13 protein-coding genes are annotated in these 14,217 nt (G+C 66.7%); 7 read left to right on the top strand and 6 right to left on the bottom strand.

What is annotated here, in order from left to right; translation table 11 throughout:
• Window positions 1-3: 3 nt before the first annotated feature.
• The 6 genes from RRU_RS03360 to RRU_RS03335 form a co-directional block, all read right to left on the bottom strand.
• A complete protein-coding gene (locus tag RRU_RS03360; protein ID WP_011388403.1) occupies window positions 4-936 on the bottom strand; it encodes a ribose-phosphate pyrophosphokinase in 933 nt (310 codons plus the stop codon).
• A 166-nt stretch (window positions 937-1,102) separates the two neighbouring features.
• Complete coding sequence (locus RRU_RS03355) at window positions 1,103-2,092, bottom strand: hypothetical protein (protein ID WP_014625984.1); 990 nt, start codon at window positions 2,090-2,092, stop codon at window positions 1,103-1,105.
• A gap of 122 nt (window positions 2,093-2,214) precedes the next feature.
• Window positions 2,215-2,982: a peptidoglycan editing factor PgeF gene (gene pgeF, locus RRU_RS03350; protein ID WP_011388401.1), complete on the bottom strand. Its 768-nt coding sequence runs from the start codon at window positions 2,980-2,982 to the stop codon at window positions 2,215-2,217.
• Between the two features lie 27 nt (window positions 2,983-3,009).
• Window positions 3,010-4,104: a class I SAM-dependent methyltransferase gene (locus RRU_RS03345; protein ID WP_011388400.1), complete on the bottom strand. Its 1,095-nt coding sequence runs from the start codon at window positions 4,102-4,104 to the stop codon at window positions 3,010-3,012.
• Window positions 4,094-4,918 (bottom strand): prolipoprotein diacylglyceryl transferase, encoded by an 825-nt coding sequence (lgt, locus tag RRU_RS03340; RefSeq protein ID WP_011388399.1) that lies wholly within the window; start codon window positions 4,916-4,918, stop codon window positions 4,094-4,096. Before lgt ends, RRU_RS03345 begins: the two co-directional genes overlap by 11 nt.
• 115 nt (window positions 4,919-5,033) lie before the next feature.
• Window positions 5,034-5,846 carry an ABC transporter permease gene (locus RRU_RS03335; RefSeq protein ID WP_011388398.1) on the bottom strand — a complete coding sequence of 271 codons (813 nt, stop codon included), beginning with the start codon at window positions 5,844-5,846 and terminating at the stop codon, window positions 5,034-5,036.
• A gap of 137 nt (window positions 5,847-5,983) precedes the next feature.
• On the opposite strand from RRU_RS03335, the gene RRU_RS03330 reads away from it, so the two are divergent.
• From RRU_RS03330 to RRU_RS03300, 7 genes are all read left to right on the top strand, one after another.
• Entirely contained in the window at window positions 5,984-6,580 is a 597-nt protein-coding gene (locus RRU_RS03330; protein ID WP_011388397.1) for a regulatory protein RecX, read from the top strand.
• Between the two features lie 73 nt (window positions 6,581-6,653).
• Complete coding sequence (locus RRU_RS03325; RefSeq protein ID WP_011388396.1) at window positions 6,654-8,570, top strand: hypothetical protein; 1,917 nt, start codon at window positions 6,654-6,656, stop codon at window positions 8,568-8,570.
• Between the two features lie 221 nt (window positions 8,571-8,791).
• Window positions 8,792-9,178, top strand: a complete 387-nt coding sequence (locus tag RRU_RS03320; protein WP_011388395.1) for a hypothetical protein — start codon at window positions 8,792-8,794, stop codon at window positions 9,176-9,178.
• Between the two features lie 414 nt (window positions 9,179-9,592).
• Window positions 9,593-9,901 carry a DUF485 domain-containing protein gene (locus RRU_RS03315; protein ID WP_011388394.1) on the top strand — a complete coding sequence of 103 codons (309 nt, stop codon included), beginning with the start codon at window positions 9,593-9,595 and terminating at the stop codon, window positions 9,899-9,901.
• A gap of 3 nt (window positions 9,902-9,904) precedes the next feature.
• Entirely contained in the window at window positions 9,905-11,584 is a 1,680-nt protein-coding gene (locus RRU_RS03310; RefSeq protein ID WP_011388393.1) for a cation acetate symporter, read from the top strand.
• Window positions 11,585-11,749: 165 nt separating this feature from the next.
• Window positions 11,750-13,564, top strand: coding sequence for a DUF294 nucleotidyltransferase-like domain-containing protein (locus tag RRU_RS03305; protein WP_011388392.1), 1,815 nt, complete (start codon window positions 11,750-11,752; stop codon window positions 13,562-13,564).
• A gap of 11 nt (window positions 13,565-13,575) precedes the next feature.
• Window positions 13,576-14,205, top strand: a complete 630-nt coding sequence (locus tag RRU_RS03300; RefSeq protein ID WP_011388391.1) for a 3'-5' exonuclease — start codon at window positions 13,576-13,578, stop codon at window positions 14,203-14,205.
• Window positions 14,206-14,217 lie beyond the last annotated feature (12 nt).

Below are 14,217 nucleotides of genomic sequence, written 5' to 3'. Positions count from 1 at the left end.
GGCTTAGTTGAACAGGCTCGACACCGAGGCTTCCTGGCTGATCCGGCGCATGGCCTCGGCCATCAGCGGCGCGATGGAAATCTGGTGGACATTGCGCGCAAGGCGCATGGCTTCCGTCGCCTGAATGCTGTCGGTGATGCACAGGCTGTCGAGCGGCGAGCTGGTGACGCGGGCGACGGCGCCGCCCGAAAGCACGCCATGGGTCACATAGGCGGCCACCGAGGTGGCGCCGGCGTTCTTCAGGGCCACGGCGGCGTTGCACAGCGTGCCGGCGGAATCGACGATGTCATCGACCAGGATGCAATCGCGGCCGCGCACGTCGCCGATGATGTTCATCACCTCCGACACGCCGGCGCGCTCGCGCCGCTTGTCGATGATCGCCAGATCGGCCTCGATCCGCCGGGCCAGTTCACGGGCGCGGACCACGCCGCCGACATCGGGCGAAATGATCATCGGCCGCGTGCCCTTGAAGTTCTCGATGATGTGCTTGGAGAACACCGGGGCGGCGTAGAGATTATCCAAAGGAATATCGAAGAAGCCCTGGATCTGGCCGGAATGCAGATCCAGCGTCACCACGCGGTTGGCGCCGGCGCTGGTGATGAGATTGGCAACCAGCTTGGCGGTGATCGGGGTGCGCGGGCCGGTCTTGCGATCCTGACGGGCGTAGCCGAAATAGGGGATGACGGCGGTCACCCGACGCGCCGAACCGCGCTTGAGGGCATCAAGGGTGACCAGGGTCTCCATCAAATGGTCGTTGGCCGGATAGCTGGTCGACTGGACCACGAACACATCCTCGCCGCGCACATTTTCGAGGATCTCTACCCAGACCTCCATGTCGCTGAACCGCCTGACACTCGCATGGGTCAGCTCGAGGTTGAGATAGGTAGCGATCGCCTCGGCAAGCGGGCGATTGCTGTTGCAGGCCAGGATCTTCATACCGGGCTCTCCAGGAATACGGCGGCGGCGTCAGGGGCCGGGTCGATGGTGGTTGGACGGGAGGAAAAACGCGCCGGCTGTCAGGAGGCCCGGCGCGAACGGCCGGAGTCTTAGCAACATGTCATGGGTCTGTAAACCACAACGGGCCGCATCCCGTGCGCTAGAGTTAAGGCTTGCGGGGATTTTGCAACACATCGCCGATCCCTTCGAGGGCTCCCCGGGCGATGTCATAGGCCAGACGCCCCCATACCCCATCAAGCGCGCCCTTGGGCACCACGTTTTGCTGGCGCACCGTGCCAACCACGGCGCCGCTGCGCGGATCGGTGACCTCCCAGACCAGTTCGATCTTTTCCTTGCCCGCCGCCGCCGGGGTAGCGGTCACCCGGCCGAGGATGCCAAAGGTGGCGGTCTTGGGATTGGCCGTCAGGCTGACCCCGGCGGCCTGGATCAGGGTGGTCATCGCCTCGGTCAGGGCCTTGACGCCATCGCCGGGCGCGGCGGTGATCCGCGGCGCCAGCGCCGTCACCTTGGCCGCCTCGGCCGAGACCACCTCTTTGGCCAAAGGGGACTCGGGCAAGACCGGCTTTGGGGGAAGCGCCTTGGCCGGCTTGGCGGGCGGGGACGGCTCGGTTGGCGAAGCGGCCGACGCGGTCGCGGCCGGTGGGGCGGCGCCGGGGGGCGCCTCGCCGTTCCCGCCCGCCGCCTCTTGCTCAAGGGCGGCCCAGCCGCCGGTGCTCAGCGCCCGATTGACCCGGCCGACCACCGGGCCGCCAACGCGGCGCGCGGCTTCAGGCGCGGCGGTTTGCCACTCGCGGGCGTCAACGCTGACCCGGTCGATATCGCCCGCCAGCACGGTGCCGTCGTCGGCCGTCAGCCTCCATACCGTCTCGATCTCGAGTCGCCCCTGGTCCGTCGCCGCTCCGGGCGCGGCGCGCAGGCGCAAGCTGAGATGATGACCAAGGCTGTCGCCGCCGCCGATCTCGGCGGGAATGCCCTGGTCGCGGAGCATCTCGGCGGTTTCCAAAGCGACCAGCCGATCCCAGGGCGCGGCCACCCCGGCCGCCGGTTCCACCGTCACCCCGGTTCCCGAACTGAGCGCGCTCAGCGGGTTGGGCGCGGCCAAGCCATTGGCGTCGCGGGCGAAGGGCCGGGGCACCTCGCCACATCCGCCAAGGATAACGACCAAACCGAGCACGAGACCACGGGCGACGGACAGGGAGGGGGCGGGGGACGGGGAGGCCGTGGAGGACAAGGGGGGCGGGCGTGACAAGGGAAAGCTCAGCGTTCCAGGGCAATGGCCGAAAGCATGCGGCCGTAATCGCTTTCCCCGCGCAGAACCGAGCGGCGATAGCTGAAAAAGCGCGCCTCCTCGCGGAGGGTGTCGCAAGGGGTGGGCATGACATCGGTCACGCCGACGCGGACCAGACGCTTGGCGACATAGCCGGGCAGATCGAACAGGAAATGCCCCTCGCGCCGGGCAGGGGCGAAGAACATTTGATTGGCTTCGTCCTCGGCCAGGAAAACCGCCGGAAATTCCGGCCCGACCTCATAGGAACGCTGAACGATGCACGGACCGATGCCAGCCAGGATATCGCGCCGCCGCGCGCCAAGCTTCTCCATCGCCGCCACCGTGTTATCGAGCACGCCGCCCAGCGCCCCGCGCCAGCCGGCATGGGCGGCGCCGATCACCTTGGCCTTGGGATCGACCAGCAACACCGGGGCGCAATCGGCGGTCAGGATGCCCAGCACCAGCCGTGGCACCTTGGTCACCATGCCATCGGCGGTGGGCGCGTCGTCGGGACGCCAGACGCGGGTGACCTCGATCACATCGGCGGTATGGCGCTGATTGAGGGTGACCAGGGCCTCGGGCGGCATTTCGATCTCGGCCAGCGCCTTTTCACGGTTCTGCCGCACCGCCTCGGGCTTGTCGCCCGAGCCCCGGCCGCAATTGAGTGACTTGTAAATCCCCTCCGAGACGCCCCGGTTACGGGTAAAAAAGCCGTGCCGGACATTGGTCAGGGCGTTCAACGAGGAAACGGTGATCATCGGGGCAATTATCCCTTGAAACGGGTGTCAGAATCCCGGAAGGCGGGCCATGCTTGGAGACCGCAGTCCCAAGACCTTAAATAAAGTGCCCATTTCCGAAGAATCAATCAGGCGACGGACGGCAAATCGTATCTCGCGCTTTTGGTCGGTAGCCGCATTGGCCATCAGAACACCGGCCCGCGCCTCCAATCCGAGCGATTGCAAGAACGGCCCTTGCTGAACGATGCCGTCCACCGCCGCCCCGGCGGCGGCGGCCACCCGGGCCATCGCCTGGAAATCGACATGGGCGGTCAGATCGACCGCCCCGGGGTTTTCAAGAACGGCGGCGAAGCGGTGACGGCGCAGGGCCTGCAGGCTGTCGCCCGGGGCGCTATGGGCCGGACCATAATCCAGGAACAACCCGGCCCCGCCATCGGCGGCCAGCCGCGCCGCCACCTGGGCGACCACCGCCTGGGCTTGCGGACAAACCTCGATCTCCTCGCCGACCCGCGCCTGCAGATGGGCCGGTTGGGCCAAGGGCGGTGGGTCGCCCAGCAAAGGTCCCTGGGTAAACGTCAGGGCGGGCCCCTCCCCGGCCAAGCCGACCAGCCGCTCGCGCCAGCCCTCGGCGTCGCGCAGATACTGGCGGATGGGCAGGGCATCTAGGAATTCATTGGCGAGCACGATCATCGGCCCCGACGGCACGGTGTCGAGGCGCTCGTGCCAGAAAACCGTCACGCCGCTGGCGCGCAGCTTTTGCTTCTGGCGGGCGCGCAGGCCGGGGCTGGTCTCCACCAGATGGACCGACAGGGCGCGGCGAAAAGCCGGGACCGGCGCCAGGGCGCGCAGGGCATCGGCCATCAGCGTGCCGCGCCCGGGCCCCAGTTCGACCAGATTGATCCGCTCGGGGCTGCCCATCGCCTGCCAGACCACCGCCGACCACAGGCCAAGCAGTTCACCAAAGATCTGGGTGCATTCCGGGGCGGTGATGAAATCGCCGCCGGCGCCAAGCACATCGCCCCGGGCGTAATACTCGCCCAGACAGGCCGCCATCCAGTCTTCGACCGGCAGCGGCCCGCTGCGCAGGCGGGCGATCAGCGCCTCGACTGCGGCGCCCGGGGGCCGGGACGGCTCAGCGCCCACCGGGAACCGCCAGCGGCTTGGCGCGGCGGGCCACCACGAAAACCACGATACCGGCCAGGATCATCGGCAGCGACAGAATCTGGCCCATGGTCACGCCCAGGGCCAGAAAGCCGATCTGGGCGTCGGGCTCGCGGAAGAATTCGGCGGTGATCCGCGACAGTCCATAGCCGATCAGGAACAGGCCGATGATCTGGCCGGGCTTGCGCGACAACGCCGTGAAACGCCACAGCAGACCGAGCAGGCAAAACAGCACCAGCCCCTCCAGCGTCGCCTCGTAAAGCTGGCTGGGATGGCGCGGCAAAGGGCCGCCATGGGGAAAGACCATCGCCCAGGGCACATCGGGGGCCGGACGGCCGAACAACTCGCCATTGATGAAATTGGCCAACCGGCCGAAGAACAGGCCGAGCGGCGCCACCAGGGCGACCAGATCGCCCACCCGGGCGACCGACAGCCTGCGGCTGCGGCAAAACAGCACGGTGGCGGTGATGACGCCGACCAACCCGCCGTGGAAGCTCATCCCGCCATGCCAGAGCATGGGGATTTCCAGGGGATTGGCCAGGAAATGGGCGGCGTTGTAGAACACCACATAGCCCAGACGCCCGCCCAGGATGGTGCCCAGCGTCGCCCAGACCAGAAGATCGTCGACGTCGGCGTCGCTCATCACCGGCGGCCGCGAGCGCCGCGACAAAAAGCGCGTGTACCACCAGCCGCCAAGCAGACCGACGATATAGGCCAGCGCGTACCAGCGGATGGCAAAGGGGCCGATCTCGACGAGAACCGGATCGATGGCCGGAAAGGGAAGAGCGAAAAGCATCAGCCGGGCGTCCCTGCGGTGTTGGGCCTGTGCGGTGTTGGGTGGCGCCCCTTCTAGACCATTTCGCGGCGCAAGGAAATCCGCTCGCCACCCATCGCCCGGTCGCGACCGAGGCTCAGGCCTTCAATTTGTAGCCGGTGCGGAACATCTGCCAGCACACCGCCGCCAGCACCACATTGAACCCGCCCACCACCACCAGCCCGGTGATCGGCATCGCCTGATCATGGCCGATGAAGCCAAAGCGGAAGCCGTCGATCATGTAGAAGAAGGGGTTGAGATGGGCAAGGAAGCGCAGGCTCTCGGGCAGGCGGTCGATGGTATAGAAGGTGCCCGACAGGAAGGACAGCGGGGTGACGATGAAATTGGTCACCGACGCCATATGGTCGAATTTATCGGCCCAGATGCCGGCGATCATCCCCAGAAGCGACAGCATCAGCGAGGCGGCGAAGGCGTGATAGACGATAAAGAAAACGCTATGGATATGCAGGGTGACGAAGGCCATCATGCCCAGGGCCACGAAGATCCCGACCATCACCCCCCGGGTCACGCCGCCCAGGGCATAGGCCAGGGTTAGTTCGGTGGCGTTGAGCGGCGGCATCAGCACATCGACGATATTGCCCTGGACCTTGGCGATGATCAGCGAGCTTGAGGTATTGGCGAAGGCGTTCTGAACCATCGCCATCATGATCAGTCCGGGCGCCAGGAATTCCATGAATCCCAAGCCGCCCTGCGCCGTCTGCGGCCCAACCGACAACGCGAAGATCGCCAGAAAGATCAGGGTGGTGACCAGCGGCGCGGCCAAAGTTTGCAGGTAGACCTTGAGGAAGCGGCGCACTTCCTTCAGATAGAGTTCCCACAGGCCAAGCCAGTTGACCGCCCCGATATGACGGGGTTGGGGGATGGAAAAGCCAGCGCTGGCGTCCTTCACGGGGATCGTTCCTTCTTATTGCGGCTTGGATTTGGCGGGACCGCCGGCCGGGCTGAAAACCGGCCCCTGGCGCCATCGCGCCGATCGCGACCCTTCCATTAGGGGGCGCGGCGGCGAAAAGCAAGGGAGACACCTTTTTGGCTACAGACTATTCGCAAGGCCGTCCCGTCGCCAAACCGGTCACTCCGGCCCGTCTCGAACGCATCGCCCTGTTCTATCTGGAGCGTTTTCCCGCCAGCACGGAAGGTCTACGCCGGGTGCTGATGCGCCGGGTCGAGCGCTCGGTCCGCGCCCATGACACCGATCGCGCGCAAGCCGCCACCTGGGTCGAGGCGGTGCTGACCCGCCTCCAGGCCTCGGGATTGCTTGATGACCGGGTTTTCGCCGAGGGCAAGGCCCGGGCCCTGTTCCGTCGCGGCGATCCGCCCGGGCTGATCCGCCGCGCCCTGACCGCCCGGGGAGTCGGCACTGAGGCCATCGACGCCGCCCTGGCCGAAGTCCTTGAACACAGCGAGGACCCCGAACACGAGGCGGCCCTGGCCTATTGCCGGCGCCGGCGCCTGGGCCCCTTCCGCCTTGATCCGGCCAGCCGCCCGGCCAACCACCGCAAGGATTTGGCCGCCCTCGCCCGTCACGGCTTCTCGCGCGCCGTCGCCCTGCGCGTCCTCGACCTGGACGATGACGGCGCCGGCGGCGAGGGAGGCTTAACGATTACTCCATCTTTTTGGGCGTAGCCTGGACGGGACCGGGGATGCGACACGATCCACCCCTCCCCCCCTTTTCGGCAAATGGAAACAGGGCGTCAGCATGACCGATGACCTATCCAGAACCATTATACAGCTCGCGGGAACGGTGCGCCTGGGTGGATCGGCCATCGAGCGCAATATCTTGTCGAGCATCCATTCCGCCAGCCAGAAGACCGGGGTCAGTTTCGCCTTCATGCTGGCCAAGGCCCGGCGTGAAAGCAACTTCCAGGCCGATGCCAGCAATGCGTCAAGCTCGGCCCAGGGCCTGTACCAGTTCACCCATCAAACCTGGCTGGAGCAGGTCAAGCTCCACGGCGCCGACTATGGCCTAGGCGATCTGGCGGCGCATATCATCCGCACGCCAAGCGGCCGCTATGACGTGGACAGCCCCGAGGTGCGCAAGCAGATCCTAGCCCTTCGCCACGATCCCGACACCTCGGCGGCGATGGCGGCGGAATACGCCAGCGACAACCGCCGCCTGCTGGCGGGGGCCCTGGGGCGGCCGGTGACCGATACCGATCTCTATTTGTCGCATTTCTTCGGACCCGGCGGCGCCATCGAGTTCCTGCGGGCGATGGACAGCCAGCCCAATGCGACCGGGGCCGAGGTGCTGCCCAAGGCGGCGCGGACCAATCCCGACACCTTCTATGCCGCCGATGGCCGGGCCCGGCCGTTAACGGAAATCTATGCGATCGTCGGTCACGGCATCGACAGCTCGATGCGGCGCTTCGCCGGGGCGGCGACGGCGGCGGCGATGAGCGGCAAGGTTCCGCTGGCCCCCGAGGCCAAGCCCGAGGGATTCCAGGTCGCGACCCTCGCCGAAGACATGGCCGGCGAGACCGCCACCGCCTCGGCGGTTCTCGGCGCCCCCCTTCCCCTCGAGACCAAACCGGCGTCCCCGGCGGCCGAGGATATCGGGCGGACGCGCCAAATCGCCGAGGCCACTCCGCCAAGGCCGATGGTCTTCAAGCCACTGGCCGAGGATATGAGCCGCCAGCCCGTCGCGCCGACGCCACCGACGCCGCCGGCCGAGATCCTGGTCGCCGAGGCGACGGTTCCTTCGCCCGCGCCGCCCGCCGCGCCGCCCGCCGCGCCGGTCGGGTCGGCCTATCGGGTTTCCGCCGCCGCCCGTTCCGCCGCCCTCGCCCGTGCCCAGGCGGCTCAAAGCGATCGCACGGTCGCCGGAGCCCGCAGCGATCAGGTGACCCCGGCCGCCGAGCGGTTGGTCGCGAGCACGACCGTCGAGCGGCTGGTCGCGAGCACGACCGTCGACCGGTCGGTCGCCGCCAGCCGGGGCACTCCGGCGCCCGGAACGACCCTGATGGCCAGCGCCTTTCCCAGCGAGGAGGACCGCGCCCTGGCGACGCGGGTTCTGGTGGCGACCGAGCGCGCCGGCTTGCGCCGCGAGATGGCCACCGCCGACATGGCCCATAGCGCCGCCCGGGTTTTCGCCGCCCTGGCCGCCGCCGACCTGCCGCCGGGATCGGCGACCCCGATCAGCGACTCCCTGGGCGAGGACGCCCTCGCCCATCAGGCCGCCCCCTCGGGCAGCCTGCCCCATCCCGATATGCTGGCCGATCTGATGCTCGCCGACGCCGCGGACAAACCCGACGACGCGCCCCTCGTCACCGCCGAGGCCACGACCCAGGCCCGCGAGACCCTTCCCGATGAAAGCTTGCCCGGCATCGACGCGACCAAGCCGCTGCCCGCCGTCCCGCCCCTGGGCACCACCACCTATTCGGTGCTGGCGGTGGTGGAAAGCTTCGATCCCACCCGTCACCTGACCGAGATCAGCGGCCAGATGCCCGGTCTGACCACGGCGCCCCACGTTATCCCGGTCCGGACCACCCCCGCCCCGGAAGCGACCGGCCGGGCGACCACGGCCGCCCTCGCCCCGCCGCCCGCCGCCCCCGGCCAGACCACCCTGGCCGCCTCCGAAGGACCGATTCTGCGCTGGCTGCGCACCATGACCGGCTAACTCCGAAAAGGTGGCGATCGGCGGACCATCCCACCATCAAAACGTCCCAATCCGCCGTCAGGATTGCCCTTCACCCTACGTCTTTCCCATCACGTCCCCCGAAAGGGGAGAGGTTGACAGGCAGAGGGACGGACCGCAGGTAGAAGCCAATCGCCGGTCTGTCCGAGGCGTCCCCCGGGACCGTTTCGTTTTCCAAAGAGTCGAGAGAGGGATCTTCCTCAATGCAAACTTCCATTCGCCTGCTGGGCACCGCCGCGGTGCTGTCACTGCTCGCCGCCTGCGCCTCGCATACCCCCGTGATCGATTATCGGACATCGAACAAAACCCAGGCCGAATACGAACGCGATCTGGCCGAATGCCAGTCCTATGCCGAAGATCGCGGCTGGGCCGGTGACGCCGCCGTCGGCACCCTGGGCGGTGGCGCCCTGGGCGCGGCGCTGGGCGCGGCGACGGGCATGATCGTCGGATCGCCGGGCACGGGCGCGGCGATGGGCGCGGCGATCGGCGGCGTCGGCGGTGGCGCCGGCGCCGGCGGCAATGCCGCCTATGAGCAAAAGCGCATCATCAACACCTGTATGAGCCGACGCGGCTACAACGTTCTCGAGTAGCCGAAAAGGGGGAACACCCCCCTTCCGCGTCTTGTTTCTTGTCATGAAAAAGGGATGCCCCAGTCCGGGCGTCCCTTTTTTCATGGGCGGAGACGGAGCCCGCCAGGGGAGCGGCGGCGTTTCATGCAAACGCCTCAAATCATGGCGTTTCGTCACGAAGGGGACCTCCCCTCTCCCGGCTAGCTATCTGTTTTGCTAGGTCATTTCCCTCTATAGGGGAAATTTCTTCAAAAAAACGATTCCGCTGGCGTTTCCGTACGCGTAAGGTATCGTCATATCGCATACCAGCCATACCGCTGGCGCAAACTATCGCACGTCCTGAAGAAGCCGGTTTTTCAAGCCGGCCGCGGAGCGCCCCGGTAGTCGGATCAGAGTCTAGTAATTTAGTCAGGCAGAAATCTGCGGGAGGGTGATTTGTCTCGGAACGTCTATGACCGGGTTCGCGCGAATCCGAAATTCCATGAGCTTTGTGCGAAGCGCGGCCGCTTCGCCTGGAGCCTCGCCATCATCATGCTGGTGATCTACTACGGCTTCGTCGTGGTCGTCGCCTTCTGGCCGACGTGGTTGGGGACCCCGCTGAGCAGCGGATCGGTCACCACGATTGGCATTCCCATCGGCCTTGGCGTCATCCTCTCGGCTTTCCTGCTGACCGGCATCTATGTGCGCCGGGCCAATAGCGAGTTCGACGAATTGACCCGCCAAATTGTCGAGGAGTCGAAATAAGTGATGGATCGTTTGCGCCATTCCCGAGCGGCGGCCGCCGCCTTTCTTGCCCCTCTCGCCTTTCCGGCCCTCGCCCTCGCCGCGCCCGCCGTGGAAGGCCCGGTGGAAAAGCAGGCGGTGAACGTAACCGCCATCGCCATGTTCGTGGCTTTCGTCATCGGCACGCTTTTCATCACCTATTGGGCGGCGCGCCGCACCAAATCGGCCAAAGACTTCTATGCCGCCGGCGGCGGCATCACCGGCTTCCAGAACGGCCTCGCCATCGCCGGCGACTACATGTCGGCGGCCTCGTTCCTCGGCATCGCCGGTCTGGTGTTCACCTCGGGCTTCGACGGGCTGATCTATTCGATCGGCTTCCTGGTGGGCTGGCCGGTGATCATGTTCCTGGTGGCCGAACGCCTGCGCAACCTTGGCAAATACACCTTCGCCGACGTCGCCTCGTTCCGCTTGGGCCAGGGACCGATCCGCTCGATGGCGGCTTCGGGCACGCTGGTCGTGGTCATCTTGTACCTGATCGCCCAGATGGTCGGCGCCGGCAAGCTGATCGAACTGCTGTTCGGCCTGGATTACTCCACCGCCGTGGTGCTGGTCGGTGTGCTGATGGTCTCCTATGTGATGTTCGGCGGCATGCTGGCCACCACCTGGGTGCAGATCATCAAGGCCGTGCTGCTGCTCTCGGGCGCCTCGTTCATGGCCATCATGGTTTTGGTGTCTTTCGGCTTCTCGCCCGAGGCCCTGTTCGCCAAGGCCGTCGAGGTCCACGCCAAGAAGACCCTGTTGATGGCCCCGGGCGGTTTGGTGTCCGATCCGATCGACGCCATTTCGCTGGGTATCGCCCTGATGTTCGGCACCGCCGGCCTTCCCCACATCCTGATGCGCTTCTTCACGGTGTCCGACGCCAAGGAAGCCCGTAAATCGGTGTTCTATGCCACCGGCTTCATCGGCTACTTCTATATCCTGACCTTCATCATCGGCTTCGGCGCCATCGTCATGGTGCTGAACCAGCCCGAATTCATGGCGGCCGACGGCAAGGGTATCGCCGGCGGATCCAACATGGCGGCCATCCATCTCGCCCATGCCGTGGGCGGCAACATCTTCCTCGGCTTCATTTCGGCCGTGGCCTTCGCCACCATCCTGGCCGTGGTGTCGGGGCTGACCCTGTCGGGCGCCTCGGCGGTGTCCCACGACCTTTACGCCTCGGTCTGGCGCAAGGGCCGGGTCTCGGAACGCGACGAAATCCGCGTCTCCAAGATCACCACCGTCGGCCTGGGCGTCGTCGCCATCCTTCTTGGCATCGCCTTTGAAAGCCAGAACATCGCCTTCATGGTCGGATTGGCCTTCGCCATCGCCGCCTCGGCCAACTTCCCGATCCTGTTCATGTCGATGTTCTGGAAAGGCCTGACCACGCGGGGCGCTTTCATTGGCGGCTTCGCCGGGCTGATCAGCGCCACGGTGCTGGTGATCCTTGGTCCGCCGATCTGGAAGACCGTGCTCGGCCACCCCGAAGCGATCTTCCCCTATTCCAACCCGGCGATCTTCTCGATGCCGCTGGCCTTCCTGGTGACGTGGCTGGTGTCCAAGGCCGACTCGTCGATGGGCAGCCGGTCGGAAGCCATCGCCTTCGAAGATCAATACGTGCGCTCGCAGACCGGCCTGGGCGCCGAAGGCGCGGCCGACCACTAAACCGCGGCGCGGCGGCCGCCCTTCCCAAGCCGAAGGGCGGCCGCCCCCCGAAAAAAGGATCCCCGATCCAACGATACCTGCTGTTTCAGCCCCCCGACGCCAGGACGCGCCGGGGGGTTTTCTTCAAGAGCGGCCGGCGCCGCGACCCGCCGAGGGGAACACACCATGGGAACCTTCGATTTCACCATCTCGCCCTTCGATCTTCTCGCCCCCGCCGAGCGCGACAAACTGCAAGGCGGCGCCGATATCGCCTATTTCACCGCCGGCGAGCGCCTGACCGGACCGGACCGGCCGGGGGATGCGCTTTTCGTGGTGATGAAGGGGCTGGTCGCCGAACGCGAGGGTGATGACCTGCTGACCGTGCATGGCGCGGGCGATTGCGTCGGCGCCCTGGCCCTGATCCACGGCACGCCAGCGCTGATCTGCGAGGCCCAGGAGGAAACCATCGCCCATGTCATCCCGCGCCAGTTGGTTTTGGATCTCTGCCGGAGCAACGCCGCCTTTGAGCGCTTCTTCGCCACCTCGCTTGGCGATCGTCTGGCCAGCCACGCCCAAACCCGGCATCTGCGCGGGGTCGCCGGGTTCATGGTGGCCAAGGTTGGCGAGGCCTATCTCCACCCGCCGATTTTCGTGTCCGGCACGCTGGGCCTGCGCGACGCCGCCTTGCTGATGAAGCGGCATCGGGCGACCAGCCTGCTGGTCACCGGCGCCGACGGCCGGGTGGGGGTGCTGTCGGGATCGGACCTGCGGGAATGGGCGATCATCCGCGAGCAACCCCTGAGCACCCCGGTCGAGGCCTGCGCCACCTTTGACACCGTCTTTGTCGATGTCGATGACTTCCTGTTCAATGCCCAGGTGCTGATGACCCGCCACGGCATCCGCCGCTTGCCGGTGCGCCGCGACGGCGCGGTGATCGGCGTGCTCGAAATGATCGATCTGCTGGGCTATATGTCCAGCCACGCCCATCTGGTGGCGCTGCGCATCGACCGCGCCGACACCCTGGACGATCTGGCCCTCGCCGCCCAGGCCCTCGATCCGCTGATCCAGGGGATGGGCGGATCGGGGGTGCGCCTGCGCGACGTGGCGCGCATGGTTTCGGATCTGTCGCGCAAACTCCAGCGCAAGCTGTTCTCCCTGATCGCCGATCCCGAAATCGCCCAAAGCTGCTGTCTGGTGGTCATGGGATCGGAGGGGCGGGGCGAACAACTGGCCAAGACCGACCAGGACAACGCCCTGATCATCAAGGATGGCATCGATCCCGAAAGCTTGCGCGGGCTGTGCAACCGGTTCACCGAGGCGATGCTGACCTTTGGCTATCCGCCGTGTCCCGGCGGCATGATGGTGTCCAATCCGGCCTGGGCGAAAAGCGAAAGCGCCCTGCGCGACGATGTCTATGGCTGGATCACCAGCCCCAGCGAGATCGGTTTTCTCAATCTGGCCGCCTTCATCGATGCCGAGGCGGTGGCCGGCGATGGCGCCATGCTCGCCCGCCTCAAAACCCTGCTCTTTGCCCGCCTGCGCGGCAACAGCGCCTTCCTCAGCCTGTTCGCCCGGCCGATCCTCGCCTTCGACACCCCGCTTGGCTTCTTCCATCAGTTGCTGATCGACCATGGATCGGCCGGCGGCGGCCTTGATGTCAAAAAGGGCGGCATCTTCCCGATCGTTCACGGGGTGCGGGCCCTGGCCCTGGAACACGCCATCACCGAGACCAGCACCTTCGACCGCATCGAAGCCCTGCGCGGCCTTGGCGCGCTCGACGACGGCGTCGCCACCGATCTGGTCGAAGCCCTGCAGGCGCTGATGGCCCTGCGGCTCGAGGCCCGCCTTGGCCGCTCGCCCCAGGACGGAGCGGTGGCCGACACCCTGATCCGCGCCGGCAGCCTGACCCGCTCCCAGCATACGGCGCTGCGTGACGCCCTGCTGATCGTCAAACGCTTCAAGGCCCTGCTGACCCACCATTTCCATCTTGAGTCGTTTTAAGGGACGCCGCCATGCTCAGCCGATTGCGCCGCGCCCTCGCCCGCCGCCGTCTCAAGGACCCTGCCTATGATTTCCTCTTCCACCCCGCCCCCGAGGGCGAGGTAGTCAGCGTCGATTGCGAAACCACCGGCCTTGACCGCCACAACGACGACATCATCACCCTGGCCGCCGTGCGGGTGCGCGGCAATCGGGTTCTGACCAGCCAGAAGCTTGATCTGGTGGTCAAACCCAGCCGACCGATCCGCCGCGACGCGGTCTGCATCCACCATCTGCGCGAGCAGGACGTCGAACGCGGCCTGGCCCCGCGCGAGGCGGTCGCCCGCTTCTTGCGTTTCGCCGGCTCACGCCCCCTGATCGGCTATTACCTGGAATTCGATGTCGCCCTCATCGACCGTCTGGTGCGGCCCTGGCTGGGCATCGGCCTGCCCAACCCGCGCATCGAGGTGTCGGAGATGTTCTACGACTGGCGCACCCGGGGGCGGGAGGAGCTTTATACCGGCACCGTCGATCTGCGCTTCGCCACCATCCTCGAAGCCCTCGACATCCCCCCCCTTCACAACCATGACGCCTTCGAAGACGCGGTGATGACCTCCCTGGCTTATCTCAAACTCCGCGCCCGGGCCGGCCGCCAGTCGCGCTGACCCGGGCCGGGA

The sequence above is a fragment of the Rhodospirillum rubrum ATCC 11170 genome, assembly GCF_000013085.1.
GTDB lineage: Bacteria > Pseudomonadota > Alphaproteobacteria > Rhodospirillales > Rhodospirillaceae > Rhodospirillum > Rhodospirillum rubrum.
This window is presented reverse-complemented; position numbering and strand designations above follow the sequence as displayed.

Bases quoted from the DNA above. Each gene is read 5' to 3' on its own strand.
- RRU_RS03360 (WP_011388403.1), bottom strand. From the start codon at position 936: ATGAAGATCCTGGCCTGCAACAGCAATCGCCCGCTTGCCGAGGCGATC.
- pgeF (WP_011388401.1), bottom strand. From the start codon at position 2,982: ATGATCACCGTTTCCTCGTTGAACGCCCTGACCAATGTCCGGCACGGC.
- lgt (WP_011388399.1), bottom strand. From the start codon at position 4,918: ATGCTTTTCGCTCTTCCCTTTCCGGCCATCGATCCGGTTCTCGTCGAG.
- RRU_RS03325 (WP_011388396.1), top strand. From the start codon at position 6,654: ATGACCGATGACCTATCCAGAACCATTATACAGCTCGCGGGAACGGTG.
- RRU_RS03320 (WP_011388395.1), top strand. From the start codon at position 8,792: ATGCAAACTTCCATTCGCCTGCTGGGCACCGCCGCGGTGCTGTCACTG.
- RRU_RS03310 (WP_011388393.1), top strand. From the start codon at position 9,905: ATGGATCGTTTGCGCCATTCCCGAGCGGCGGCCGCCGCCTTTCTTGCC.
- RRU_RS03305 (WP_011388392.1), top strand. From the start codon at position 11,750: ATGGGAACCTTCGATTTCACCATCTCGCCCTTCGATCTTCTCGCCCCC.
- RRU_RS03300 (WP_011388391.1), top strand. From the start codon at position 13,576: ATGCTCAGCCGATTGCGCCGCGCCCTCGCCCGCCGCCGTCTCAAGGAC.